The sequence below is a fragment of the Streptomyces sp. V4I8 genome, from assembly GCF_041261225.1.
Taxonomy (GTDB): domain Bacteria; phylum Actinomycetota; class Actinomycetes; order Streptomycetales; family Streptomycetaceae; genus Streptomyces.
The window spans coordinates 9,925,062-9,950,888 of the sequence record NZ_JBGCCN010000001.1 but is presented as its reverse complement, the minus strand read 5'-3'; the positions used below and the strand labels follow the sequence as shown (position 1 = coordinate 9,950,888).

At 66.0% G+C, this 25,827-nt stretch carries 23 protein-coding genes and 3 pseudogenes; 15 read left to right on the top strand and 11 right to left on the bottom strand.

Annotation, left to right across the window (positions count from 1 at the left end; all coding sequences use genetic code 11):
• The first annotated feature begins 53 nt into the window (after positions 1-53).
• Positions 54-1,319 (top strand): group II intron reverse transcriptase/maturase, encoded by a 1,266-nt coding sequence (gene ltrA, locus ABIE67_RS45210; protein WP_370267769.1) that lies wholly within the window; start codon positions 54-56, stop codon positions 1,317-1,319.
• An 84-nt stretch (positions 1,320-1,403) separates the two neighbouring features.
• Here ltrA (ABIE67_RS45210) and ABIE67_RS45205 read toward each other — a convergent pair.
• Positions 1,404-1,943: pseudogene (locus ABIE67_RS45205) on the bottom strand (IS110 family transposase); the annotation flags it as partial.
• A 227-nt stretch (positions 1,944-2,170) separates the two neighbouring features.
• Positions 2,171-2,404 (bottom strand): annotated as a pseudogene (locus ABIE67_RS45200) (IS6 family transposase); the annotation flags it as partial.
• Positions 2,405-2,971: 567 nt separating this feature from the next.
• Here ABIE67_RS45200 and ABIE67_RS45195 point away from each other — a divergent pair.
• The 3 genes from ABIE67_RS45195 to ABIE67_RS45185 all read left to right on the top strand — a co-directional run bounded on the left by ABIE67_RS45195 (position 2,972) and on the right by ABIE67_RS45185 (position 5,775).
• Entirely contained in the window at positions 2,972-4,006 is a 1,035-nt protein-coding gene (locus ABIE67_RS45195) for a methyltransferase (protein WP_370267767.1), read from the top strand.
• 202 nt (positions 4,007-4,208) lie between these two features.
• A complete protein-coding gene (locus ABIE67_RS45190; protein ID WP_370267765.1) occupies positions 4,209-5,327 on the top strand; it encodes a type III polyketide synthase in 1,119 nt (372 codons plus the stop codon).
• Complete coding sequence (locus ABIE67_RS45185; RefSeq protein ID WP_370267761.1) at positions 5,302-5,775, top strand: MaoC family dehydratase; 474 nt, start codon at positions 5,302-5,304, stop codon at positions 5,773-5,775. Before ABIE67_RS45190 ends, ABIE67_RS45185 begins: the two co-directional genes overlap by 26 nt.
• Before the next feature lie 92 nt (positions 5,776-5,867).
• Here the strand turns inward: ABIE67_RS45185 and ABIE67_RS45180 are convergent, their stop codons facing one another.
• The 4 genes from ABIE67_RS45180 to ABIE67_RS45165 form a co-directional block, all read right to left on the bottom strand.
• Positions 5,868-7,208 carry an IS701 family transposase gene (locus tag ABIE67_RS45180; RefSeq protein WP_370267756.1) on the bottom strand — a complete coding sequence of 447 codons (1,341 nt, stop codon included), beginning with the start codon at positions 7,206-7,208 and terminating at the stop codon, positions 5,868-5,870.
• A gap of 102 nt (positions 7,209-7,310) precedes the next feature.
• The gene (locus ABIE67_RS45175) at positions 7,311-8,351 is read right to left on the bottom strand and encodes an NAD(P)-dependent alcohol dehydrogenase (RefSeq protein ID WP_370267752.1); all 1,041 of its coding nucleotides are present in this window, start codon (positions 8,349-8,351) and stop codon (positions 7,311-7,313) included.
• Positions 8,352-9,262: 911 nt separating this feature from the next.
• Positions 9,263-10,693: a group II intron reverse transcriptase/maturase gene (gene ltrA / locus ABIE67_RS45170; protein ID WP_370252167.1), complete on the bottom strand. Its 1,431-nt coding sequence runs from the start codon at positions 10,691-10,693 to the stop codon at positions 9,263-9,265.
• A 799-nt stretch (positions 10,694-11,492) separates the two neighbouring features.
• Positions 11,493-11,726 (bottom strand): hypothetical protein, encoded by a 234-nt coding sequence (locus ABIE67_RS45165; RefSeq protein WP_370267748.1) that lies wholly within the window; start codon positions 11,724-11,726, stop codon positions 11,493-11,495.
• Positions 11,727-11,751: 25 nt separating this feature from the next.
• Here ABIE67_RS45165 and ABIE67_RS45160 point away from each other — a divergent pair, with 25 nt between their 5' ends.
• Positions 11,752-11,970: a hypothetical protein gene (locus ABIE67_RS45160; protein WP_370267744.1), complete on the top strand. Its 219-nt coding sequence runs from the start codon at positions 11,752-11,754 to the stop codon at positions 11,968-11,970.
• Positions 11,971-12,477: 507 nt separating this feature from the next.
• Here the strand turns inward: ABIE67_RS45160 and ABIE67_RS45155 are convergent.
• Positions 12,478-12,795: a transposase gene (locus ABIE67_RS45155; RefSeq protein ID WP_370267740.1), complete on the bottom strand. Its 318-nt coding sequence runs from the start codon at positions 12,793-12,795 to the stop codon at positions 12,478-12,480.
• 497 nt (positions 12,796-13,292) lie between these two features.
• Here ABIE67_RS45155 and ABIE67_RS45150 point away from each other — a divergent pair, with 497 nt between their 5' ends.
• Positions 13,293-14,123: an IS5 family transposase gene (locus tag ABIE67_RS45150; RefSeq protein ID WP_370267736.1), complete on the top strand. Its 831-nt coding sequence runs from the start codon at positions 13,293-13,295 to the stop codon at positions 14,121-14,123.
• Between the two features lie 667 nt (positions 14,124-14,790).
• On the opposite strand, the pseudogene ABIE67_RS45145 reads toward ABIE67_RS45150, so the two are convergent.
• Positions 14,791-15,951: pseudogene (locus ABIE67_RS45145) on the bottom strand (IS701 family transposase); the annotation flags it as partial.
• A gap of 53 nt (positions 15,952-16,004) precedes the next feature.
• Complete coding sequence (locus ABIE67_RS45140) at positions 16,005-16,589, bottom strand: DinB family protein (RefSeq protein WP_370267732.1); 585 nt, start codon at positions 16,587-16,589, stop codon at positions 16,005-16,007.
• Positions 16,590-16,594: 5 nt separating this feature from the next.
• Between ABIE67_RS45140 and ABIE67_RS45135 the strand changes: the two genes are divergently transcribed.
• Positions 16,595-16,735, top strand: a complete 141-nt coding sequence (locus tag ABIE67_RS45135) for a hypothetical protein (RefSeq protein WP_370267728.1) — start codon at positions 16,595-16,597, stop codon at positions 16,733-16,735.
• A gap of 67 nt (positions 16,736-16,802) precedes the next feature.
• On the opposite strand, the gene ABIE67_RS45130 is transcribed toward ABIE67_RS45135, so the two are convergent.
• Together ABIE67_RS45130 and ABIE67_RS45125 are read right to left on the bottom strand one after the other, a co-directional pair.
• A complete protein-coding gene (locus tag ABIE67_RS45130) occupies positions 16,803-17,672 on the bottom strand; it encodes a hypothetical protein (protein WP_370267724.1) in 870 nt (289 codons plus the stop codon).
• Positions 17,672-17,839 carry a hypothetical protein gene (locus tag ABIE67_RS45125; protein ID WP_370267720.1) on the bottom strand — a complete coding sequence of 56 codons (168 nt, stop codon included), beginning with the start codon at positions 17,837-17,839 and terminating at the stop codon, positions 17,672-17,674. The genes ABIE67_RS45130 and ABIE67_RS45125 overlap by 1 nt, the downstream gene beginning before the upstream one ends.
• A 1,200-nt stretch (positions 17,840-19,039) precedes the next feature.
• On the opposite strand from ABIE67_RS45125, the gene ABIE67_RS45120 reads away from it, so the two are divergent.
• From ABIE67_RS45120 to istB, 8 genes are all read left to right on the top strand, one after another.
• Complete coding sequence (locus tag ABIE67_RS45120; protein ID WP_370267715.1) at positions 19,040-19,381, top strand: hypothetical protein; 342 nt, start codon at positions 19,040-19,042, stop codon at positions 19,379-19,381.
• A gap of 1,000 nt (positions 19,382-20,381) precedes the next feature.
• Positions 20,382-20,645, top strand: coding sequence for a hypothetical protein (locus ABIE67_RS45115; RefSeq protein WP_370267711.1), 264 nt, complete (start codon positions 20,382-20,384; stop codon positions 20,643-20,645).
• A 424-nt stretch (positions 20,646-21,069) separates the two neighbouring features.
• A complete protein-coding gene (locus tag ABIE67_RS45110; protein WP_370267706.1) occupies positions 21,070-21,963 on the top strand; it encodes a response regulator transcription factor in 894 nt (297 codons plus the stop codon).
• Between the two features lie 230 nt (positions 21,964-22,193).
• Positions 22,194-22,367: a hypothetical protein gene (locus ABIE67_RS45105; RefSeq protein ID WP_370267704.1), complete on the top strand. Its 174-nt coding sequence runs from the start codon at positions 22,194-22,196 to the stop codon at positions 22,365-22,367.
• A gap of 488 nt (positions 22,368-22,855) precedes the next feature.
• Entirely contained in the window at positions 22,856-23,167 is a 312-nt protein-coding gene (locus tag ABIE67_RS45100) for a trypco2 family protein (protein ID WP_370267702.1), read from the top strand.
• 17 nt (positions 23,168-23,184) lie between these two features.
• Positions 23,185-23,412, top strand: coding sequence for a hypothetical protein (locus ABIE67_RS45095; protein ID WP_370267698.1), 228 nt, complete (start codon positions 23,185-23,187; stop codon positions 23,410-23,412).
• Between the two features lie 82 nt (positions 23,413-23,494).
• Positions 23,495-24,751, top strand: coding sequence for an IS21 family transposase (gene istA / locus ABIE67_RS45090; RefSeq protein ID WP_370251537.1), 1,257 nt, complete (start codon positions 23,495-23,497; stop codon positions 24,749-24,751).
• Entirely contained in the window at positions 24,752-25,633 is an 882-nt protein-coding gene (istB, locus tag ABIE67_RS45085; protein ID WP_370251535.1) for an IS21-like element helper ATPase IstB, read from the top strand.
• Positions 25,634-25,827 lie beyond the last annotated feature (194 nt).

Genomic DNA, 25,827 nt, shown 5'->3' with positions numbered 1-25,827 from the left:
GTCATTCGCGACCGAGTGTGTCGTATCAACCAGAGGTATCTGGGAGGAATTCGATGGGCCGGTTGAAGTCACAGGCCAAGCCGTTCGAAATCTCGAAGTGGGAAGTGAAGGAGGCGTGGGGGGAAGTCAGGGCCAACAAAGGCGCCCCGGGTGTGGACGGTGAGTCCATCGACGAGTTCGAGAAGGACCTGAGGAACAACCTCTACAAGGTCTGGAACCGCATGTCGTCGGGCTCGTACTTTCCCTCTCCGGTGCGCGCGGTGGAAATTCCCAAGCCCCACGGCGGTGGCATGAGGATGCTCGGCATTCCTTGTGTCGCCGATAGGGTGGCGCAGACCGTTGTGGCTCGGCATCTGATGCGACGGGTGGATCCCATCTTCCATCCCGACAGCTACGGATACCGGCCCGGACGGTCCGCGCTGGACGCGGTCGGGGCCTGCCGGGAACGCTGCTGGAAGCGCGACTGGGTGATCGAGATCGACATCCGGAAGTTCTTCGACAGCGTCCGGTGGGACCTGCTGGTCAAGGCGGTGGAAGCACACACCGATGCCGTCTGGGTGAATTTGTATGTACGGCGATGGCTCGCCGCACCTCTGCAACTGTCCGACGGCAGCCTGCTGGAACGAGAACGCGGGACGCCTCAGGGCGCCCCGGTGTCTCCCGTGCTGGCGAATCTGTTTCTGCACTACGCGTTCGACATGTGGATGAGCCGGGAGTTCCCGACCGTCACCTTCGAACGCTACGCGGACGACGCGGTGCTGCACTGCGTCACCGAGCGTCAGGCCCGCCTGGTGCTGGCCGCGCTCCAGAACAGGATGGAAGAGGTCGGGCTGGAACTTCACCCGGCCAAGACCCGGATCGTGTACTGCCGGGACGCGAAGCGCCGTGGCTCGTACGAGCATATGGAGTTCACGTTCCTCGGCTACACCTTCCGCGCCAGAGCAAGCCGGACGACTCAGAGTGGGCAGACGTTCCTGTCCTTCTCCCCGGCTATCAGCAAGGACGCCCTGAAGAGGATCAGTGCGGAGGTCCGCTCCTGGCGGCTGCAACACCGCACCGGTTCGACCCTCACGGACCTCGCACGGCGGATCAATCCCGTCGTTGCGGGGTGGCTCAACTACTACGGTTGCTATGGCCGTTGGGTGTTGATCCCCTTCCTTCAGCGCATCAACGCCTACTTGGTGCGTTGGATCCGCAGGAAGTATCGACGGCTGGCGCCGTTGCGGAGGGCCATCGCGAAGTTCCAGGAGATTGCCCAGCGGTATCCGCGGATATTCGCGCACTGGCCGGACACAACGCTCGCCGCATTGGCCTGGTGATCAGGATGACAAGAGCGGAGTGACGAGAGATTGTCACGCTCCGTTCTGGGAGAGCCGAGGGGTGAGACTCCCCTCGGCTACTCGACTCAACAGCAGCGGTGCTCCGGCCGTGCCGAGGTCCAGGGCCCGTTCCAGAGCCGGGAACATGCTGGTCAGCAAGGCCTTGAGCCGGTTGATGGTGCGCGTGCGCTCAGCGACCAGGTCGACGCGATGTTCGGTCAAGAGCCGCAGCTCGATACCCGCGTCATCGCCAGGGCGGATCGGCTGCAGATCGCGGCGCATGCGGGCTTGATCGGCGATCACGCGGGCGTCCCCGGCATCGGTCTTGCCCGCCCCGCGGTAGCCGTCAGAGGCCCGGTTGACCGCGATGCCGGGGATGTAGACGAGCTCCTGCCCGTGGTTGACCAGCAGAGCGATCAACAGGCCAGGCTCACCGCCGGCCATGTCCATCGCCCAGGTCACCCGGTCACCATCGGCGAGGTCCAGCACATCACCGATCAGCTTCAGTAACTCCGGCTCGTCGTTCGCCACCCGCCGTGACAGCAGCGTGTGGCCCTCGCTGTCCAGGACCAGGCAGTGGTGGTGGGTCTTGCCGCAGTCGGTCCCCGCCCATATCCGGCTCATCATGCTCCATCAGGTCGTTCTTGCCTCGCATTCCACTGACGACCTCGCCGACATGGCTCTACACAGCGACCTCCTCGCACTTCCCAATCGGCGGCCGAGTCGTCGTGGGGAGCCGGGCGGCCAAGCATCTGAAGCCACGAGACGGCAGCCATTTGTCAGCCACACCCGGCTCCCCTGAGTGCCACAACCCTACGAACGGCTGGGGCAAACCCAGGAAGAAGGTAGAGCCATTTGTCGCCGGCCTGCGGCCGGCGGCGGCGTAACGCGGCTGCGTACTGGGGCCCGAACGTGTCACACCACTGCCGGACGGTCTCATGGAAGACGATGATCCCGCGGGCCAGCAGCAGCTCCTCCACCTCGCGGTAGCTGAGCGGGAAACGGAAATACAGCCATACCGCATGGGAGATGATCTCCGCCGGGAACCTGAACCCCTTGTACGACACCGCCGCCCCGGCCCCCACAGCCAGCCCCTCCCCAGAAAGATCAACAAACCCGGCGATCGTCCCAGCTACGAGACACCCCACTCAAGTTGACGATGCCTCTCTGCGTGGTTCCTACTCGACCGCCATCCTCGACGGCATTTCACAAGCGCGCAATGTTGCATCGGTTGCAGCGCATTCGCCGCCCTTGCCCCCTGTGCGGCCCGGGCCCTTGGCGGTGCACTGGGTGTACCCGACAGCCGGGCGCCCCCAACAAGGGGCCCGGCTGTCGGGTCTGTTCAAGCCACACCGTCTTGGACCCCGACGAAGGAACATGCCCGATGAGTGCTCCGGCGCATGACCGCCCGTGCGTCATGGACCTGGCCGGCCTGTCCGGGCCGGAGGCCCCTGCTGGCCCTGCCGACTGGATAACTCTCCGCGCTGGCCGCGCAGATCCGCGAGTTCCTGATCGAGAAGGCGTGCGGCAAGCGGGCGTCTGGGATCGAACCTGGGCCTGGTGGAACTCGCAACGCAAGGCACCCTGTCAAGGAGTCCTCGGCCCATTACTCGTATCCAATTCCGACGTCCCTATTGAACCGGAGGATTACTGTGAGCGATAGCACACTGAGTGAAGCCGAGGTTGATCTGCTGCTACATGGGCACGTTACTTTCCACGTGCTCAACGCTGCTCATGAACTGGGACTGTTCGATTATCTCGCCGCCCACCCCGGCTGCACAGAGGATCAGACGGCCAACGCAGTGGGATTGGACAGCTACCCATTTGAAGTGCTCACTGGCGCGCTGCGTTGTCTGGGATTGATCATCAGTGAACACGGTGGCCTGCATAATTCGCCTGCCGCCGCACGTCTCCTGGTTTCCAGTAGTCCTTCCAGCCGGACAGCATTGTTAGGGCTGCACCGAGAGCTGTTTTACCCTGTCCTTGGCGACCTGGTCGCTTCACTGCGTGAGTCGACGAACGTCGGTCTGAGGAATTTTCCGGGGACCGGGGACGATCTTTATACCCGGCTCTCCCAGCATCCCGCCCTGGAGAAGGTCCTCCATAGCAGTCTCAGCGCGCTCTCCAGCGTCGCGATCCAAGGCCTCATCGAAACTCAGGCGCTGAAAGATAGCACCTACTTACTCGATATCGGTGGTGGCGATGCTTCCAATGCCATCGCTCTCGCTGGTGCCTACGACAGGCTCAACATCACTCTCGTTGACGAGCCGACCGTTCTTGACATCGCCGCGAAGAAAATAAGGGAGTCGGGCTGTGGCAACCGTATCCGCTTGCATGCCGCCAACTTCCTCACGGATCCGCTACCTGCCGGCGCGGACACAATTCTGTTCGCTCATGTAATGCCGATCTTTTCCCCCGAAATCAACACCAGTCTGCTTACCAAGGCGCATCGCGCTCTACCGCCTGGTGGGCGCGCCCTCGTCTTCAACACTATGCAGGATGACACTCAGGAAGGTCCCGTCATGGCGATGCTGGGCTCTGTCTATTTCCTTGCGCTCGCTTCCGGTCAGGGCCGTTATTATGCCTGGTCCCACTACGAGAACTGGTTTAGGAAGGCTGGATTCAGCAGCATTCAGCGCCACGCCAGCATGCCGTACTCGCATGGCCTGTGCATCGCCACCAAGTAGCTGAAGAACGCTGCGTTCATTTGATTTGCGATACCCGATTGGGCCGAGCGCATTTGATGGATGAGTTCAACGATCGGTGCAGGGCGCGTCTGTGCACACGGCCACCTGGAGACCGGTCGACACCTTGCGGTGGGCGGGACGACAAGATTGATTCTTTCGGTGTGTCATTCCGACTGCCCTGAAAATGAACCGGAGGGGTTCGATGACCGTCGTGTGCAAACCTGTCGTGATGCTTCCAGAGTTTGTTGTCACACAGGAGCAGACTCAGGAACTCGGCCGCCGTCTTTACGCGGGGCACCCGCACCTGGAACAGATCCTTAGCATGGTGCGGAATACTGGCGTCCAGAAACGTTACCTCATTCGTCCTGTCGACGAGTGCATCGAGCATACTGGCTTCACCCACCGTAACCAACTGTTCGAGGAACATGCCAAAAACTATTTGCCGGACTTAGTGTCCCAGGCCCTGCAGCAATCTGGACTGCAAGCGGAGGATATTAGTCTCGTCACATTGGTGTCTTGCACGGGATTCATGATGCCATCGTTGACCGCATGGTTGATCAACCATATGGGCATGCGCCCCGACACGAAGCAGTTGCCAATTGCGCAACTTGGGTGTGCGGCAGGTGCGGCAGCTTTGAATGGCGCCGCTGATTACTGTGATCTCCGACCCCAGTCCAACGCTCTGGTCGTCGCTGTTGAATTCTGCTCCCTGTGCTATCAGCCGTCTGACACCGATATCGGCAGTTTGATTTCTAACGGGTTGTTCGGAGACGCCCTGGCGGCAGCAGTGCTGCGCGGGGACAACAGGGGTCAGGGGCTGCTCCTTCATGACCGCACGTCTCACCTCATCCGCGGAACTGAGTCATGGATCTCCTACGAGGTCCGTGAAACGGGATTCCACTTCCGGCTAAACAAGGGTGTGGCGACCGTTATCAGAAAATCTATGCCGACGATCAGCAACTTCATTGCCAGGCAGGGCCAGAGCCTGGCAAGCCTTGACCAGTATGCCGTGCATACGGGCGGCCCGCGTATTCTGGACAGCCTGCACACGCACGGCGGTGTTTCCCCATATGCGCTACGGCTGAGCCGAGAAAGCCTGGAAGACCACGGGAACATCGCTTCTGCATCCGTTTTCGCTACGCTGGCCCGAATTGCGGACTCTTCGCCGTCCCAGGGTGATCGGACGCTTGTTGCGGGATTCGGCCCGGGCATCACCATGGAACTCGCCTACGGCACCTGGTGTGCCGATGGTGCTGGCGCACCAAGGGCTGACGATGGAAAGGGCGGTGAACCCTATGGAGTTCGGCAAGTTCTTCGATGAACTGACCGTCGGGGAAGTTATCGAACACTGGCCCGGAAAGACCGTCACCGAGTACGATCATCACGCGTTCTGTCTGCTGACCATGGTGCGCCATCCCATTCACCTGGATGCACATTGGGCCAGCACAGCTACCCGGCACCAGCAGCCTCTCGTTATCGGTTCCTACATCATGTCGTTGCTCATTGGCTTGTCTGAACAGGCAACCTCAGGCCGGGCTCTGTCCCACCGAGGTTTCGAACGCGTTCAGCACCTTGCGCCGCTGATGCATGGCGACACCCTCTATGCCGAGAGCGAGGTGCTTTCGAAAGAAAATCTCACGGGAAAGCCGGACCGAGGTCTTGTTACGTTCGAGACACGAGGGCATAATCAGCTCGGCACCCTCATCATGGCCATGCAGCGAACCTTTGTTTTGCCTAAGAAGAGTACACGCGACGACGGATTCAGCTAATAGGACTCCGTTATCCACGTTCATTCGGCCCAGCAAACTGGAGGTCTTGACACGGCAGCTGTAGTTCTTGATCGGTTGGTCATTGTTGCTGGTCAGGTGGTTGCTGCGGCGGTGATGTTGTTCCAGCGGCGGTGGGCTTCGGTGGCTTGCTGTTGATGGTGGCGGCGCCATGCGGACCAGTGCAGGAGGTGCTCCAGGTCGCGGCGGGGAGGGCGCAGGGCGGTGGCGCGTAGGAGTCGCAGCAGCTCGCGGGTGCTTGAGGGGGCGAGTGGGCCGCTGGGTGTCTGGGCGGCGGCGCGGGCTTGGGTGACGGCCAGGATGGCTGCGGCGAGCATGCTGATCAGGCTCCAGCGCATCCAGGAGTTCCAGCAGGTGGTCTGGCCCTCGTCCAGGCCGCAGTCGGATTTTCCGGCCTGGAAGTCCTCTTCGATTTTCCATCTGCAGCACACCACATCGACCAGGGTGGCCATGGTGACCGCGGTTGCGGAGTGGCAGCGGTAGAAGGAGAGTTCGCGGGTGTAGCGGTGGTGGCGCACCAGCAGGTAGGAGTGGCCCGGCCCGGTGCTTTCGGGGGTGTCGTCGGCGAGGACGCCGATCATGGCCCAGTCGTAGTGACGGTCGCCCTTGGTCCCGTGGCCGGTACGCATGCGCATCCAGGTGCGGCGGGGTAAGCGGGCGGCGAGTTCGGTGGCGGTGAAGCGGCCGGCTGGGGTGGTGACGCGGTGGTCGGCGCGGACCGCGAGGGCGTAGTCGAGGCCGAGTGCCCGTGCATGCCGTCGCAGCTCGCGACCGCCGTACACCTCGTCGCCGGCCAGCCAGCGGGCCGGTATCCCCAGGGCACGTACACGCTGCAGCATGGCGGCCGCGAGCTGTGGCTTGGTGGCGAACAGGGTCTCGTCGGGGACGTGGGTGAGCAGGCGGCGTTCCTCGTCGGCGGCCCACCCGGCGCCCAGGTAGAGGGCGCGGTCGATCAGCGTGTGCCCGCTTACCGAGGCGTAGGTGAGGTGGACGGAGACCTGGCACAGACCGATACCGCCGAGCGCCCCGGAGTACTGGTGGGCCGCTCCCACGCAGTCGGTCGAGGACTTCTCATCACCGGTCTCGTCCACGATCAACACCGCCTGGTCGTCCGCGAGTTCACCGGCCGCCCAGGTCATGAGCCGGTCGCGGGCCAGATCGTGGTCCCACACACCACGGGAGAGGAAGTGCTGCAGCCGGTGCGGGCCCGAGTGCCCCAGCGCCTCGCCGAGCGTCCAGCAGTTGCGCGTATCGAGCTCCATCAGCATGCCCTCGGTCATCTCCCGCGCCAGCAGGCGCGGTTCCCGGCGCGGGAAGCAGTCAGCGACCTCGGCCATCACCGCCCCGAACGCGGCCGTCCACTCCTGCCCGGCTATCGTGGCCTCCACGGCCACCTGTTCCTTGATCGTCGTCACAAACGCTCATGATCACGGTGGCCGTCCCCCTACCCTCGGCCGCCCCCGCACCCCCGTTGACCAGCACGAACACGCCAACGATCAAGAACTACAGCTGCCGTGTCAGATGGTCGCGTTGTCGATCACGAACCGGTATCGCACATCGCTCGCCAGCACCCGCTCGTACGCCTCGTTGATCTCGGAGGCGGCAATCCGCTCGATCTCCGCGCCGATCCCGTGCTCGGCACAGAAGTCCAGCATCTCCTGGGTCTCGGGGATGCCGCCGATCATCGATCCGGCGAGGATCTTGTTGCCACCGATGAGGGAGAACGGGTGGAAGGCGATGGGCTCCTCCGGGACGCCCACGTTCACCAGGGCGCCACCCGTCTTCAGCAGACTGAGGTAGGCGCCCAGGTCCAGTGGCGCCGATACCGTGGAGACGATGAGGTCGAAGGAGCCGGCGAGTTCTTCGAACGTTCTCGGGTCACTGGTCGCGTAGTAGTGGTCGGCGCCCAGCTTCAGACCGTCGTCCTTCTTGCGCAGCGACTGGGACAGGACAGTGACCTCCGCGCCGAGCGCGTGCGCGATCTTGACGCCCACGTGGCCGAGACCGCCCAGGCCGACCACGGCAACTTGCTTGCCGGGGCCCGCGCCCCACTGCTTGAGCGGCGCGTACGTGGTGATGCCGGCGCACAGCAGCGGCGCGGCGGCATCCAGGGACAGTCCGTCGGGGATACGGACGACGAAGTTCTCGTCGACGACGACGTGCGTGGCGTAGCCGCCATAGGTGATCTCGCCGTCCTTGCCGATGGCGTTGTACGTCTGAACAGCCCCCCGTACACAGTGCTGTTCCTGGCCGGCCTTGCAGTTCTCGCACTCGCGGCACGAGTCGACCATGCAGCCGACGCCCACACGGTCGCCGACCTTGTACTTGGTCACGCCGGGGCCGACTTCGGAGACGACGCCCGCGATCTCGTGGCCCGGGACCATCGGGAAGATCGCCTCGCCCCAGCCCTCGCGGACCAGGTGGATGTCAGTGTGACAGATACCGGCGAACTTGATGTCGATCAGTACGTCGAACTCGCGGACTGCACGACGTTCGATGGTGGTGCGCTCCAGCGGAGCGTTGGCGGCGGGTGCGGCGTACGCAGCGACAGTGGTCATGCCGTGGTTCTCCTAGCGGGGGTTGCGCGCCCGGTTGCCTTCTTCCGGACGGGTGCGTTTTTCACTGTAACTCATGTTCGCGTCAGCGCGAACATGGGCTCACTGGCCCTTCCCTAACGGCCCGGGGAAGACGTCGGCAGCGACCAGCCCCCGTCGCCGACACCGTTGCCTACGGCGAATCACCAGAGGTCAGCCTTCTCGTGGTAATTGACAGTCGTCACCGACTCCTACCTGCTCGTCGTCTCCCACCTGCCCAAGGCCGCGCAACCCGTCGACCCGCACACCTACGGCACCAGCACGCAGGCGGCCCGGTGAGCACGGCCGGTGACCGCCTCCAGGACACCGCCCGCACTGGATCTCGCTGGGGCCCGGGCGGGGCATCACGAAGCAACTGATCAACGATGCGATCGAGCCAGCGGCTCCCCGGTGCGCCTCACCAGGCGGCGCCGCTCCGCCGGGCCGATACACCTGTCTCAGCGGGGTGATCCTCCGCAGTTCGAGCCTGTCCCTGGAGGCGATAACGGGTGCCCCGGCTCGGCCCTGGGCGGCCCCGCGGGAGACCGGACCGTGTGCGGGCCGACAAGGCATACGACTCCCGCCGCAACCGGTCCTACCTGCGAAGACGCGGAATCAAGGGGCCATCCCGGTCCCTGCCGACCGCGTTCGCAACCGCCACAAGCTCGGTTGCCGAGTCGGCCGGCCGCCGAAGTTCGAGACCGACTACCGCGAGCGGCATGCCGTCGAGTGCGGGATCAATCGCCTCAAACGCCACCGGACCGTAGGTGAGGTCGACTCGGGGCGCCCTGCTGGTGTTTCCACCAGTGGGTTTCTCCGAGCCGCCTCCCGAACCCGGCGTGCCCGTCTCCGGGCACCGGGCTCTCCGCAAATCCCGTTTCGGGGTGTTCAGTTCCTCATGCCGTAATGGGCCACGGGGTCGGGATGAGTGTTCCCCGGTATCGGTATCTGGTCGTGCTTACCTTTGCCGGGTTGAACAGTTCCCCTTCCTCCGTGGCAGGCCACCAGCCACCGCCGTAATAGCGTCGGCGGAGCTGCTTCCAAGTGATCCCGGGATGCTTGCGCCGGATCCATCGTGTCACCCTCATCCACGTGTAGTGGCTGAGGTAACAGAAAGCGACGTTTGACACTCCGGGACGGAAGTACGCGCACCATCCTCGCAACACCGGGTTCAGCCGGTGGAGTAAGGACTCCAGCGACAAGCCGACGTTCTGCCGTCCAGTCAGTTCCTTCACCTTGGCCGTTGCGGAACGCACTGATTTCCGTGCCGGATAGGTGTAGATGTACTGCCGGTCAGTGCCCAGTTTCCGGTGCCGCTGGATGCGCCATCCGAGAAAATCGAGGCCCTCGTCAATGTGCGTGATCTTTGTCTTCTCCACCGACAGGCGAAGGCCCACCGGCTTCAACGCCTCCGCGACCTCATCGCGTAATTCCTCGGCGTGCTCACGGCGCCCGAAGACAAGCACGAGGAAGTCATCCGCATACCGGACCAGCCGGTAGTTGGGCAATCCCCGGCGCCGTCTCCTGCGCCGATCCTCGGAGGTGCTGTCTGGTCCTCCGGGGGTCTGGGCGATGTGCTCGTCCAGGACCGAGAGAGCGATGTTGGCCAGCAGCGGCGACAGGATCCCGCCCTGCGGGGTCCCAGTGCGTGTGTCCGTGAAGGCCCCGTCCCGGGACAGGATCCCGGACTTCAAAAACGCCCTCACCAAGGACAACACCCGCTTGTCCCCGATTCGATTCCGCACCCGCTCCATGAGGGCCGGGTGCGAGATCTCGTCGAAGCACGCCGTGATGTCGCCCTCCACCACCCACTCATATCCGTGGCTGGCGAGATAGCGAGTCTCGGCGATCGCGTCATGAGCCCGGCGGTTCGGGCGGAACCCATAGGAACACGGGAGGAAATCCGCTTCGAACACCGGCTCCAGCACCAGTTTCAAGGACGCCTGGACCACTCGGTCCGCCACGGTCGGAATCCCAAGACGACGAAGCTTGCCATTCGCCTTGGGAATCATCCGCTCGCGCACGGGAACCGGTCGGAAGCTGCGGTCTCTAATCTGAGTCCGCAGCCTGCCGAGAAACATCTCGACTCCCTGCCCGGCCTCGATGGAGCGTGCGGTCTTCCCATCCACTCCGGCCGTGCGGGCACCCTTGTTTCCCCGGACACGGTCCCACGCCACCAACAGGAAGGCGGGATCGGCCACGAGGTTGAACAGATCGTCGAACCTGCGATGAGGATCATCAGCAGCCCAACGGTGCAGCTTGGTCTGGATCTCCAGTACCCGGCGTTCGGCCTTCATCAAGGCCCATTCCAGCTCGTCGGTATTCACCGGCGACAGCCTCCCGGCATTCCAGTTTCCTTACTGCTGACTTGCTGGCCCCCTTCCCCATGTGGCCGGCTCTCCCGGCCTCGGAGTACTACGGGGCCTCCGTCCTGCCCGACGACCATCAGCCGGCGATGGGCCTGCCCTTGACCGAACTGGACGTCCGGTCCTTGGGCGACCGCGGGCAGTTCCCACGTTCACCACGGAATCGATCGACGGGTGAGGTGCCCAGCTCTACCCCGGCAGCATCGCCACGCTTACGCCGCAGGCTTTCGGCGTGGCCTCCCCACCGATACGTGGAATCGGCTTCGGAGTCGACCACCGGCCAGCGGTGGTCGTGCACTGCGTCCGGCCCATATCCGCCAGGTTGGAGCCGGTGTCGTAATTACGGGGCGTCAAGCACTGATTCCTCGCGTGCACCTTCCCGTCTCGCTAGCCGGACCCGGACCGTCTGGCAGTGCCAATCCGTCCCGACGTTGTCGGGGCTGCTTACCGCTCGACTCGGCATCCCCCGAATCGAACTGCCCCCAGCTTCAGCCAGATTGCTGCGACAACCCGGCGGTGAAGGTCTCTCACCTCACTCGATTCCATGGCGCCTCGTGGCGCACCCACGAGGTACGACAAACTCGCCGTCCGCTACGAGGCGACCGTGCTGGTCGCAATCCTCAACGAATGGCTGTGCCCAGCATTTTCCCAACGGACCCTAGGATGTGCCACGATCCGCCGAAGCGGCGTCACTCCACCCGCTGGTCGGTCTGACAACCGCTTCCGGTCATCTTTTGCCGGGACAGGACCTGACCGCCCGTCACCGGACGGCAGCAGCTCTGGGATCGACCTCGCACTGATCGATCACGTCCACGCGCCCCGAACTGGCAACGGGCACCCGGTAGGTTGTTTTGTCCTTCGCGGGTACCGACACCTGATTGCCAGTGTCGAGCAAGGTGTAGCCGTACTTGTCCTTGAAGCTGACTTTCACGGTGAAGAGGGCGTCGTGTCCGTTCGGATTCCTGATCTCGACGGTCGCGAACGGGTCCTCCATGCTTGCGCAGTGCACGAGCACGGCGGTGCCGTCCTTCAGGGGCCGGGCGGTACTGCTGGAGGGGGACGCCGTGGGTGTGGGCTGTGAACCGCCGCCACTGTCATTGGTACTCGTCCCGGAGTCGTACGAGTCACTGCTGGGCAAGCCGCTGGACGAACTGCCGAGCGGGTCGCTACCGCCCGGCGTCGAGCCGTCATGGTCCTGGCTGGAGCTGCTGCAACCGCCCCCGTCACTGCTGTCCTGACTGCTGTTTCCTTGGCCACGGCCCGACGAGAAGCCGGTCAAGGCCAGTACGACCATCGCCGACACCACTGTGAATCTGAGCCTGCGCCCCCGCATGTACATGCCCGCATCCTACTCACGGGCGTCGCACCGGTCTCGGCGAGAGCAGGCCCAGCAGCTGCTCTGTCTCACGGGGTACGGGCCGTGCCCGTCGCTGTTCCGCGTCGAACGCGTACACGTAGCGGTCGTTGCTGCACGCGCACGTGACACCGACGCCGTCCCTGACCACGGGGGCGCCGACGATCTCGCCCCTGGCCGTCGGCTTCCAGGGCAAGTCGGCCGTCGACGGCCTTCAAATGGCGAGGCTGTCGTGCATGTTCGCGCCGGACACGGCGAGGGCGGGCGGGATGCCCTGGGCATCGGACAACACGTGCAGCTTGCTGCCCTTCTTGCCGCGATCAACCGGGTTCGGCCCGGTCAGCGATCCCCCCTTTGGCGCGAACGGAGGCCGCGTCGACGATCGCCGAGGTCAGTCCACCTCGCCGCGGGCCCGAGTTCGTCCGGCACCGCCCGGTGCAGCCGACGCCACAGGCCGGCCTCCGGTCCATACCGTGAAGCGGCGATGCGCAGTGGCGGGCGACGTGCCGAACGTCGGCGGCAGATGCCGCCAGGCACAGCCGCTGGTCAGCGCGTACACCACTGCCGTGAACACGGCCCGCTCGTCAGACGGAGCGGTCCCACCACCTTGCGGACATGCAGCGGACGACGGCAGCAACGGGGCGGCCAGCTCCCGGAGTTCATCAGGAACCAGACGCTTCGATAGACCAGCACTCACGACCGGCAGCATGCCGCACGAACATCAAGTCACGTGAGACAACCTCTAGTACTGCAACGGTGCTTGTTCTGATTGCTGGGCAGTTTTCAGGGGCTGTGTCCGCGTCGTTTGTAGTGGCTGATGCGGGCTTGGTGCTGGCGTCGTCGGCGCCAGGTTGACCAGTGCAGGATGTGGTCGGCCGGGGTGGGGCGGCGGTTGGTGAGGCGGGTGATCAGGCGTCGGATCTCGGCGAGGCTGAGAGCGTGGTGACCAATCGAGTGGCGTTCGAGTGGCCCGGTGTGGGTGGTCTCTCGCTCGCAGGTGCTGGTGCCGGAGTGGGCATGAAGAACGGGCCTCTCGGTAGAGACGTGGTTGTCGAGACCCGGCTCGCCCAAGGAGGCCCGTTGCGTTCCCAGTTGACCATCCGTGACGTTGCCGGGTCCACCCCGGCCCCTCTCCCGTGTGACTGCTACGTGCACGTGTACGGGGCAATCACCGCGGGACGTCGTGCCGAGCGTTATCCCAGCGACATGACGGATGCGGAGTGGGCGGTGGTTCGGGCGGCGATGCCGGTGCCGGCCTGGCTGGAGGGCCGGGGTGGGCGCCCGGAGGAGTTCTGCCACCGGGAGATGGTCGACGCGGTGCGCTATGTCGTCGACAACGGCGCGAAGTGGCGCTCTGTCCCTGCTGATTTCCCCTGGTGGCGGGCGGTGTACGACTTCTTCCGCCGCTGGCGGCGGCATGGCTATGTGCGCGAGCTTTACCAGCGCCTGCGCCGTCTGCAGCGCAGGCGGCAGGGGCGAGAGGAGGAGCCGAGCGCGGGGATCATCGACGCGCAGTCCGTGGACGGCGCCGAGACCTGCCCGGCCTCAAGCCGCGGTTATGACGGCGCCAAGATGCGCGACGGGCGCAAGCGCCACATCCTGACCGACACCGGCGGCCTGCTGCTGGAGGTCACCGTCACGGCGGCGAATGTGCACGACTCCAAGGCCGCCCCCGACCTGCTGGACGCCTACCTGGCCAAGCCCGGACGGCTGCTGAAGCTGGTGTGGGTCGACAGCGCCTACCAGGGCCAGCCACTGGCCGACGCCTTCGCAGCCCACGGCGTGGAGGTAAAGGTGGTCAAGCGCCCCGACGGGAGAAGGGAGTTCACGGTGCTGGCGCGCCGGTGGGTAGTAGAGAGAACGCTGGGGTGGCTGTCCCGCGCGCGGCGCCTGAACCGCGACCACGAGCGCCGCCCGGACCACCACGTGCAGATGGTGTGGTGGGCGGGGCTTATCACGCTCACCCGGAAGATGACGCGCCAGCGCCTGCACTGGCCCGAGTTCCGGCCCCAGCGGCTGGGCCCGCAGCCGGGGTGAACATCCCGCCCGGCACTCGGACCAGCCAGCCGCGCGCCTCCAGCGCATACGCGCGGTGACGGACCTTCTCCACCTCGTTCAACCGCTGCGCGTCCCGCCCCAGCAAGGCCGTCAGCTGCCGCGCCGAGACGGGCTCCGTCCGGGCGAGGACCGCCTCGAAGAGCTGCCGGTACTGCCCCGCGAGCGCCTCCAGGCCCAGTCCTGCCTGCCACACCGCAGGCCGCGGGCCGTAGCCGGCAGGAAGACCCGCCGGCACCGCCAGCTCATCCGAGGTGCCGGCCACCGCCTCCGGGCCCGGCTCCGCCACCTGGGCACCCGCCGAGGCAGGCGGCCCCACGAGCACTTCCGCCTCCGGCACCCCGGCCACCATCTCGCCTTCCTCGGCCAGCGCCCGCAGCACCTCCTCCCGGCCGATCCGGGCGCAGTCCAGGCGCTCCTGGCAGGACGCCACATGCTCTCGGGCCTCGCGCAGCCGCTCCAGCCCGGCATCCAGCTCCTCCCGGGCCCGCGCCTCGCGACGTTCCAGCAACGCGATCACCGACGGCATGAACCGCACCTCCACAACCCACTCGACTGCCGGCTGGCTGCCCCACAAACGCCGCCCACACACCACAGCGCCGAGAAAACCGCAGCTCATCGAGCTACAGAGCGGTTCACCACCACGCTCTGAGGTGGATGAGCTGGGAGGATCCGTTTCTGCTTTGTCCGTGTCGAGCTGGCGGGCCCGCAGGACAGTCAGACAGGCGTGGGCGGCCATGGCCAGGGTCATGTGGCGGTGCCAGCCCGGGTAGCGGCGGACCTGGTAGTCGTCCAGGCCGCACTCCTGCTTCGCGGTCTGGAAGCATTCCTCGACTGCCCAGCGGCTGCCCGCGATGCGGATCAGCTCGTCCAGCGTCGTGTCGGCGGGACAGTAGGCGATGTAGTAGGAGATCTCCTCGGGCCTGCTCACGCTTCGGCGGGCGAGGACCCAGTGCCGGCGGTCCTCGCGGTGCCAGGGCCGCACCTCGACGCGGGCCCAGTCGAAGATCCGCCGGCCGTGGGCTCCTTCACCGCAGGAACGGCGTTTCCATTTCTGCCGCGGCAGGCCGGGAAACAGGTCGTGGACGGGGTGGTCGATGGACCAGCGGGTGACGACGGTGTCGTGCCGGGTGGTGGCCATGACGTGGAAGACATCCGCCTGTTCCAGCTCGAACCGCCAGCCCTTGCTGAAGCCGTAGGCGGCGTCCGCCGTCACCCAGCCGAACGGGATACGGTCGGCGATGGCCCGGCGGACCATCGCCTTGGCCATGGCCACCTTCGTCTCGAAGGCGACACTGTCGTCGATGCCCGCCCGCCGGCACCGTTCCCGGTCATCCGTCCAGGAGGTGGGCAGATACAGACGGCGGTCGATCAGAGTGCGTCCACGGCCGGTGGCGTAGGCGAGGAACACACCGATCTGGCAGTTCTCGGTGCGGCCGGCCGTTCCGGAGTACTGCCTTTGCACCCCGGCCGAACGGACGCCCTTCTTCAGAAAGCCGGTGTCATCGACGATCAGGACGGCCTCGCGGTCTGCGAGGTGTTCCACCACGTAGTCGCGTACGTCGTCCAGGACCTCGTCGGCGTCCCACTCGATCCGGTTCAGCAGCCGGTGGATGCGATCGGGACCCGTATGCCCGGCCTCCTCCGCCAGCGTCCAGCCGTTCTTCCGCTCCAGCGGCGCAACCAGCCCACGCATGTAAGCCAGCGCCGACTGACGCGGCTCCTCCCGGTTGAACCGGTGCACGAACCGCTCATGCAGAGCACCCAGTTCCCCCGCCCACAACCTGACACCAGCAAGGTCCCCACCCATAACAACACCAACGACTGAACTGGCCAGCAGTCACGGCAAAGACCGTTGCAGTACTAAGCCTTGATTGGTGCGGCCGACCTGGCGGCCTGCTCGATCTGCGCGCAGTAGGCTGCACGGGCTTCCTCGTCGATCTGCTGCTCGTTTTCGGCGCGCACCCCGGTCCGGCCGTCGAGGCCCTCGCGCAGGATGTCGGCGTGCCCGGCATGCCGGATGGACTCGCCGAGTACATGGACCATGATGGCGAACAGGTTCGTGTTGGGACAAGGCTCCGGCCACCACGGCACGTGGCCGGGGGCGTCGAGGGGGAGCTCGTTGATCGTCGCGTCCGAGTGTTCCCACGTGCGCCGGTAGAACCCGATGATCTGATCGCGGGTCTCGTCCTCGGTCGCCCACAGATCGTTGCCGTTGTAGTCCTGCCACCGGCACAGCGGTTCCGGGGAAGGGCGGTCGAAGACCTCGCCGAAGTACCTGGCCTCGACGGTGGCCACGTGTTTGACCAGGCCCAGGAGGTTGGTCCCGGTCGCTGTCAAAGGCCGGCGGGCGTCATATTCGGACAAGCCGTCGAGTTTCCAGAGCAGCGCCTCGCGGTCCCGCCGCAGTCTCCCGTGCAGGTTGTCCTTCGCGAATTCATCGATCATGCGGCATGAGCCTGCCACGGGCTGCTCGTGGCCTCAAGATCCCGTACGTGGCCCGCAACGACTGGCAGAGCCGAGGCCTCGCCATAGCCGCCGCCCTGACCTGCTACAAGAAGCTCGCGAAACTTGCCACGCGAGTCAACCTCTGAGTGGCCGACTGGGAACTGTGACTTGGCCGATCCCTGGCCAGGATGCGGCCGTGCATTTGCCTGAGCGTCAGGGCGGCCAACTGAGGCACTCAATGGCCAACTGGCGTGCTGAGTCACAGTCAGGGATAGATGGCCACGCGCAGCGGTAGCTGCTGCCGGCTTCGCCAGCGGTGCCAGAGCCCCGGCCAACTTCTCCGGGCAGGGTAGCGGCGGAATTAGAGTCGGGAGGCCTTCGAGCACCGGCCAGGCCGACGTGCGTTTGACGAACGAACTCACCGAGACCGCCCAGCGGTTGAAGGACGTCAGCCATCGACGACAGACGGGCGGCTGATCCCAGCACGCTCGCCAGGTTGTTGATCTGCGGTTCGACCACGGACAAGACCGCCCTGGCCGGGTTGAGTCCGTCCAGCAGCCCCAGCGTGTTCACGGCGGAGGACTGCAGTACTGAGTTCACGGTCTCGGAAAGCGAGAGGACCTGGGGCTGCACGCCGGCCACCGCCGACAGCACGGCATTGCGGGTCCCCAGCCCGTCCAGCAGCGACTGGCCGACCATCTCTCCGATGCTGGGAAGCCGGAGGACCAGCAGCTCGATGCCAGCTAGGGCCGGGGCCAGGCCGAGGTACGCCCGCTCGGTGAACTCGCCGAGCATCGTGCCGAGACCGGTCAGCGGCTCGAAGGAGTCGCTGATGCCGGACGCGAGGGAAGCCGTGTCCACGACGTCCGCCAGGCTGCCACAGTTCAAGACGGGGTCGTCAAGCGGCGGGAAGACACCGTGGTCCAGGTCGCGCGTGTCCATCGGTGCTGCGAGTCCGCGGTCGCCCAATTCGCCACGCTGGCCCGCCCGTTGATGCCCGCCCATTTGCAGCCGCCCCGCATCGGTGTGCCCCGCCATCCGGTGCGGCTGTTGCCGACGTTGCGGTCCGGCTATGACCTCCATTACCTGGCGATCCTGCGGAGGCGGGTGGTGAGGTAGTGCCTGCGGCCGATGGTGCGGTGCCACCCTGCGGTGACCGTCTTGACCAGGGACCAGGCGGCTACGAGAACTCCCGCCACCTGCCAGAGATTGAGGGTGGTGTTGTACCAGGGCTCGGGATCGGGCTGCATCGCTGAAGAATGCCGTACCGCCGTCCGCAGCACCCTGTTTGGGCGGCTCGGAGCCGAGACCGTCTCCCCAGAAGAGACGGTCCCGGCATAGGTTGGAGGCCGAAGGTGATCATGTCGGACGACCTTCTCAAGTATTCTCGAGGAACACCGCGGCCTCGTCATCGTCGAGGCCGCCGAGGATGGGACCGAGATCGCTGATGTCGGCGCGGTCCGCCGTGGGGTCCCGGAAGGTCCGCTGCCGCCTCATTGCTCTCCCCTTCCCCCTGCGGTCGGCAACTGTCCCGCTCCCGTGCCCGGTCCCGGGGCGAGGGCTGGAGCATCGCTACCTGAAACCGGCGGTGAAGCTGATTGTCAGGGCATGACAAGGTGTTCTGGGAGTACAGCGACCAGTTCATCCAACAGACCGCATCCGGCGAACAGACATGGGGCCGGGCCGGGCCAGGGACCAGATGGAAGCCGCCCGGCTCGAGTTCATCAACACCGCTCGTCTGTACTTCGACCCGCAGCACACACCGCTGAATCAAGCGCCGGTCGCCAGGCCTCCTCTATCCGGCACCGGCGCCCTCGCCATCACCTCGGGCCCAGACCGGGATACAGGCGCCGCCGACGCCGCGTGACTCGATAGCGACTGCCGGGCTTCCAGCTCCTACGGAACGCGTCCTGCTCACTCCGTGACTGTGCTTCGGCGCTCAACCGGATGCCAAACGGATCGGCCAAGAACACGAGAAGCTGGAGCCATGAACGCGGGAAAGGACGAAGTGCCATTGCCCGGAGGGCGGATCACCCAGGGCGTCGTTCGTGTCGGCGACACTGTCCGGCGACCCGTCACTGCCAAATCGCCCTTCGTCGCCGACTTGCTGAACCACCTTCAACAACGCGGGTTCAACGGCGCACCGCGATATCTCGGGCTCGACGAGACCGGCCGTGACATGTTCACCTACCTGCCCGGCCGAGTGCCGGCCAGGTTCCAGTCCTGGAGCGATGATCAGGTGGTGGCTGCCGGTACCCTTCTGGCCGACCGTGCCGCTGCAGGAGCCGGGCGGTGCGGCGGGCAGCGGACTTCACCCCATGGGCATCCAGCAGGTCCCATCCGGTGTAGAACACGGAGCTAGCCCACGGCGGCGGTGAAGGCAAGATCGAAAACGATGCCAACCGGCACGAAGCGCAGACCGCGCCGCTGATCTGGGCGCGGGAACACCCGTGGACATAGACGAGAGCGTCATCCGCCTGCGTCCCGAGGAGATCGCCCCGGACCCAGAAGCCGAACACGGCCATGCCCTCACCGTCGTACGCGCCTTGTCGGACCCCGGCGACGAGGAGAACCCCTTCCTGATCGGGTTCCTGATGCTCGGCCGCAGCCTGTTGCGTCTGTACGTGCAGCGCTCTGACCGGCCCGGCATCGTCGGCGTCGACATCCGCTTGACCGATACGACTACCGCGCTGATCGCCTCCCTTCCGAGCCTCATCGAAGAAGAGCAGCACCAGAAGCCGTCCCTTGACGACCCGCACTGCGATCTCCTCGTGGACCTGACGAACTGGTGAACTTCTGAATCCCGACCCAGCCGGTCTCGCGAACGAGGCGGAGCGCCGGCACCCACTTCCCGGAGAGGCCTCTGGTCGTACTACGACGCCACCGTCGTTACGGGCCGCCCTCTCCCGCGGTCCGATGGTCAAAGCCTGTCAGCCGCCGACCTCGCCCAGGTCACCCGGGCTGTGAAGCTCAGACTCAAGCAGATCCAGTACCGGCCTGACATGGTCGGCGGCTGTCTGGCCGGTACTGTCCTGGGCGGCTGACCGGCATGACACCCCCTATGAGGTGAGGGGTTTTCGATGGAAGGGCAAGCCATCCAGCGGCGAGGGGGGTGCCGAGGGCGCGCCCTTGCAGTTGAGCATGTTGACGTTCAGCGCGGGCCGCCGTTCCGGGTCAGGATTGGAGGCGCCGAGTCACCGCCCCGATGAGGTCGGTCTTGGCGACCTGGAGGGCGAAGCCGTCCTTGCTGTTCGGGTTCCCCGTTCGACGACACCGCCGAACGCCGCGGCGGCCGGCAAGTCGGCCGGGTGGTTTTGTCGTCGGTATCCGGTTCTGGCTCGCTTTTCGTGACGGAGTCACCGTGGGTGATCAGCTGCTGTGCCGAGGGCCTGGAGGATGTGCCGCTCTTCCTGGCGCCATTGGTCGGCATCGGCGTGTGAAGGCTGGGCAGGTCGTTTACGGACGGCATCGAGCCACTCGGGCAGCTGATGCCGAACTCCGCGTCGCAGCGGTAGCCGACCGTGGTCGGTTGCCAGGTGGCCGGGTCCTGGTCCGCATTCGAGCGGTTGGACGCCGCAGCTACCACGATCAGCGCATCGAAGCCGTCGGCTGACGGACCTACCTTGATTGCATGTGCTTGCCGTGCCCTTGCCGAGCACGCGACCGTGGACAGCGCACCGCCCCACAGCACCGGGCTGGGACGTACCGGGAAGAGGCCTTTCGCGGCCCGACCGCGCGTGCGTGTCGCGACGGCCCGCGAAGGTCGCGAGCGCCGTCGAGAGGAGGATCCCGATGCGCGACGACCCGTGTGGAGACGACAGGAAGGGTGAGGTGGCGGGCGAAAAGCCCGTGCCGGTGCCGTCCCGATTGTCGCGGAGGTGGTGGCCGTTCGTGGGTGCTTCACGGCATGTGTGGTGGGAAGGGGTGCGTACCGTGCTCGGTGTGGTGGAGGCGGTCGCGATCCTGACTGACGCACAGGCCCTCGCCGTTGTGGCGAGGGCGCTCACTGCGGTGGGTGGCACAGTCGTCGACGCCGGCAAGCCCGAGCGACCGTGACACCTGGGCCCGGCTGCTGTTGGGCGGCCGGGCCCCTCCTGCCGTTTCCGGGTGCTTCTTTCCAGGTAACAGCATCCGGAGGCGGGCGCCAAGAAACGTCCGTCCAGTAGTTCCCAACAAGGAGCACGAAATCTGTTTCGTGCTGTCAACGAGGAGGGGGCCGCTCTTGTCCGCACACAGCGGTGCGTGCCGCGCCTGCGGTCGTGCGCTGCCTTCGCGCCGGGAGGTGGGGCGGCCCCGGCAGTACTGCTCGAGCACCTGCCGCTCGGCCGGGCGCCGTGCCCGGGCACGCGAGGCCGCTCTCTTGGCACGGCATGGCGGGCCCTGCGCGACCGAGCTGGCGGGCCGACGCTGCCCCCGGCCTGCCGAGCACACGCTGGTGGTGTGCGGGGTGCCGTTCCGGCTCTGCTCCGCCTGCCACACCATGACAACCCAGTACCTGCTGGAGCAGCACGTTCCAGCCACCGACGTCACAATGCAGCTACCGCCGCCTCCCCGCGACAACTCCCCCGCGAAGCCGTCTGACCGCACCGCAGTGGTGGCGGGCCCCGCCCGCCCGACTCGGCTGCTGCTGGTCGAGGACGATGAGATGGTCCGCACGGCACTGCGCCTGGCGCTCACGAGCCGCGGTTACACGGTCCTTGACGTGGGTACAGGTCACGCTGGTCTGCGCAGCGCCTACCTTCAGCGCCCTGATCTCGTACTGCTGGATGTGATGTTGCCCGGTATCGACGGATACGAAGTATTGCGCCGGCTGCGTACCGTCAGTGATGTCCCTGTCATCTTCCTGACGGCCCGCAGCGACATCGCCGATGTGGTCGTCGGTCTCACCAGCGGCGCGGACGACTACATCACCAAGCCCTGCCGCACGGTGGAGATCATCGCCCGCATCGAGCGGGTACTGCACCGCTACCGGGCTGCCGAGCGCCAGCACGACGCTGTCTACGACGACGGTCTGCTGCGGCTGGACTCCCAGCAGCACCAGGCGTGGGCGGTGGGCGATCAACTGCCGCTGTCCATGACGGAGTTCCGGGTTCTCGACCGCCTCGTACGCCATGCGGGCCTGGTCCAGCACTTCGCAACGCTTCTGGAAGCAGGCTGGGACGCTGCGGCCCCGCCCGCCCGCGACCGGATCAAGTTCACCATCTCCCGGCTGCGCAGCAAACTCGACGGCACGCCCGTGGGTGGCGAGTCCATTGTCTCGGTCCGCGGCATCGGTTACCTCTACCGCTCTCCCACCGCACCTCCGCTCCCTTCTCCCCGGCGCACCTCCCCACCAGCCGGCTACGGTCACGCCCATACCCTGCAGGGCCAGTGAGTCTGGCATCTTCTTCTGAGCCCGCCCCGAGCATGTCGGCGCCTCGCCGCGAGCGCCGCCCTCCTTCACCACGCCAAGTGCCGCGCTGACACGGTTCTCGTAGGTCAACATGAGAGGTGAGACGGGAAATGGGTGGACAGTCTGAGCTGGTAAGTGAGGTTGCGGAGCTCGCTCGTCTGCAGCGCGCACTAGGGCGCTCAATGTTCTCGGTAACCCTCAAGCTGAATCCCATGTACATGAGCAGCAGCGGGGCAAAGGAGCAGGAAGACCTTTCGGACGTAATCCAACAGGTTGAACGTCACGGCTGGATGCTTGAGCAAACGAGCGCCTTCTCTAAGCTGGACGTCGGCGAGATGGTCCTCCTGGTCTTCCGAGCCCAAGCCACCAGTCATCCCGGCGCGTAGACCCGCGTCTCAGCGGGACGGGCGAGAGACGTGCAGCGACAGGCCCTCGCCGCCCCGCCGGGGCCGCCGTGCTTCACCGGGTCGCTGGCAGGTGATCGCGCCGGGCGGTGACGAGTTCGCGCCACCGCGCGAGGGCGAGTTCGTCGTGATCGTTCAGTGCACGCGCAAGACCAAGGACGGGAAGTACGACGCCGGCCGGGGACAGAAGATCGGCTTCATCAACGTCTTCTGCCGTAACCAGCCGAACAAGAAGTGCCCGTCGTCGGCGAGCGCCAGGCCAGGTGGATGGTCACCGCCGTCACCGCCACACTCGCCGAGTCCGGCCCAGACCGAGAGCAGCAGGCGTCGGTCAGCCGTCTGCGTTGGTGAACGCCTTGTCGAAGACAGGACGGAACTCGAGTACTCCATCTCCCTCCTCTTTCGGCCTACTTGCCATAAAGTCATCTGTTGGCACCACATCGACGTCGGCTGGATCTCAGGGGGGCGACATGGGAGATGGCGAGATCATCGGGCTTGCGGAGACTATCCGTGGCATCCGGCAGGAACTCGAAGCAGCCATGCGGGAGGGTGCCGAGTCGGGGCTCAGGTTCGGTGTCGGTCCCGTTGAGGTGGAACTAACCCTTGAGGCACGGCTGGAGAAGGGCGGCAGCGGAAAGCTGCGCATCTGGGTCGCCGACGTTGGTGGCGAGGGGAAAAAGACGGACAGCCGGCTGCACCGGATCAAGGTGGTCCTCAATCCGGTCGACGCTCGAGGCAATCCGGCCCAGATCGCCTCGTCCGGTACCCGGTCCGACTGGTAGCCGTCAGGAGCCGGCCCATGACGGATGTACGAGTAGCGGCCGTGTGCTGCGCCGGACGCGAGGGGGCCGAACCCTCATTCGGGTCAGGGTATGCCATCGCCAACCGGCTGGTGCTGACGGCCGCACATGTGGTGCGGGCGGCGGGCGGCACGCGAGGTGCCGTCCAGGTACGCATCGGTGAGCAGGTCTGTTCCGGGACTGTCGCATGGATCGCCGAGGGTATCTCGACGACGGCCGAACGCTGACCCTCTGACGGCGTATCAAAACTGACCCTCTTGGTGATCTTCGTCTGACTCTGGCCTTGTTGATCAAGGTCAGGAGGAAGAGGTGATCCTTGTGGAGGACTGGGCAGAGATCCGTCGGTTGCACCGGGCCGAGCAGATGCCGATCAGGGCGATCGCCCGCCATCTGGGCATTTCGAAGAACACGGTGAAGCGGGCGCTGGCGCACGACCGGCCGCCGAAGTACGAGAGGCCGGCCAAGGGCTCGGTGGTGGACGCGGTCGAGGTGCAGATCCGCGAGCTGCTGCGGGAGACGCCGACGATGCCCGCGACGGTGATCGCCGAGCGGATCGGCTGGGACCGCGGGATGACCGTGCTCAAGGAGCGGGTCCGCGACCTGCGTCCCGCCTATATCCCGGTGGACCCGGTGTCGCGGACGACGTATCGGCCGGGTGAGCTGGCCCAGTGCGACCTGTGGTTCCCCGACGCGGAGATCCCGCTCGGCTACGGGCAGACCGGGCAGCCGCCGGTGCTGGTGATGGTGTCCGGCTACTCGCGGATGATCGCCGCGAGGATGCTGCCCTCGCGGCGGACCGGGGACCTGATCGACGGGCACTGGCGGCTGCTGTCCGCCTGGGGCGCCGTCCCGAAGATGCTGGTCTGGGACAACGAGTCCGGGATCGGCCGCGGGAAGGTGACCGGCGAGTTCGCCGCGTTCGCGGGCCTGCTCTCCACCAGGATCTACCTCTGCCGCCCCCGCGATCCAGAAACGAAAGGGCTGGTGGAGCGGGCCAATGGTTACCTGGAGACCAGCTTCCTGCCGGGCCGTCACTTCTCCGGCCCCAACGACTTCAACGCCCAGCTGGGCGAGTGGCTGAAGGTCGCCAACCGGCGCCGGCACCGCGCTCTGCAGGCCCGTCCGAGCGAGCGGTGGGAGGCGGACAAGTCCGGGATGATCGCGCTGCCGCCGGTCGACCCGCCGTCCTGGTGGCGTTTCTCCATCCGGCTCGGCCGCGACCACTACGTCCGCATCGACACCAACGACTACTCCGTCGACCCCGCCGCGATCGGGAGGACGGTGACGGTGCTCTGTGACAACGATGAGGTCATCGTCCTGGCCACCGGCGGGGAGATCGTCGCCCAGCACCCCAGGTGCTGGGCGAAGCACCAGACCCTCACCGACCCCCAACACGCCGCCACCGGCACCCGGATGCGTCAGGGAGTGCACCGTCAGCAGGCAGCCCGCCAGAGCCGGCTGGCTGCTTCGTCCGGCCCGATGGTCGAGGTCGAACAGCGCGAACTGGACACCTATGACCGACTGTTCACCGTCATCGACGGCGGCGGCGACAAGGAGGCGAGCTGAATGCCCCGCCCCGCGACAGCCTCCGGCGACGACGAAGGCGAGGAAGAGCCCGGCGCCGTCGAGAAGACCACCACCGCCAGGACGGCAGCGGCGGCATCCTCCCGTCGGACGGGCCGGCAGACCTTGACTGACCTGGCTTTCCTCGCCCGCGCGATGAAGGCCCCGGCCCTGCTGGACGCCGCCGAACGGCTGGCCGAACGCGCCCGCAAGGAGTCCTGGACGCACGCCGAATACCTCGTCGCCGTGCTCCAGCGCGAGGTGAGCGCCCGCGAATCGCACGGCGGCGAGGCCCGCGTCCGCGCGGCGAGGTTCCCCGCCGTCAAAACGGTCGAGGAACTCGACGTCACCCATCTGCGCGGGATAACGCGCCAACAGCTCGCGCATCTGGGTACGTTGGACTTCATCGCCGGGAAGGAGAACGCCGTTTTCCTGGGTCCGCCCGGGACCGGAAAGACACACCTGGCGATCGGGCTCGCGGTCAGAGCCTGCCAGGCCGGACACCGCGTCGCCTTCGCGACCGCCTCCGAGTGGGTCGACCGGCTCGCCGCCGCCCACGCAGCCGGCCGTCTGGCCGACGAGCTCACCAGACTGGGCCGCTACCCGCTGATCGTGGTGGACGAGGTCGGCTACATCCCCTTCGAGGCCGAAGCCGCGAACCTGTTCTTCCAGCTCATCTCGAACAGATACGAACGCGCGTCCGTGATCGTCACCAGCAACAAGCCCTTCGGACGCTGGGGAGAGGTCTTCGGCGACGAGACCGTGGCCGCCGCCATGATCGACCGCCTCGTCCACCACGCCGAGGTCCACTCGTTCAAGGGCGATTCGTATCGCATGCGCGGCCGCGAACTCGGACGCATCCCCACCGACAACCAAGACGACTGAACACACGCAACAGAAGACACCTGGGTCACTATTCACCCGCCCAAACTGGGTCACGGTTCACCCGCCGCCGACAGGGTACGGACGGGCAGGGCAACCTGCTTGACGCTGCCCTTGTCGACATCGACGATCCCGTCCATTGGCCTACCTCTCTGCCCCCGATTCGCTGGGGCCGCGTGGCGGGTCGTTCCGCCGGC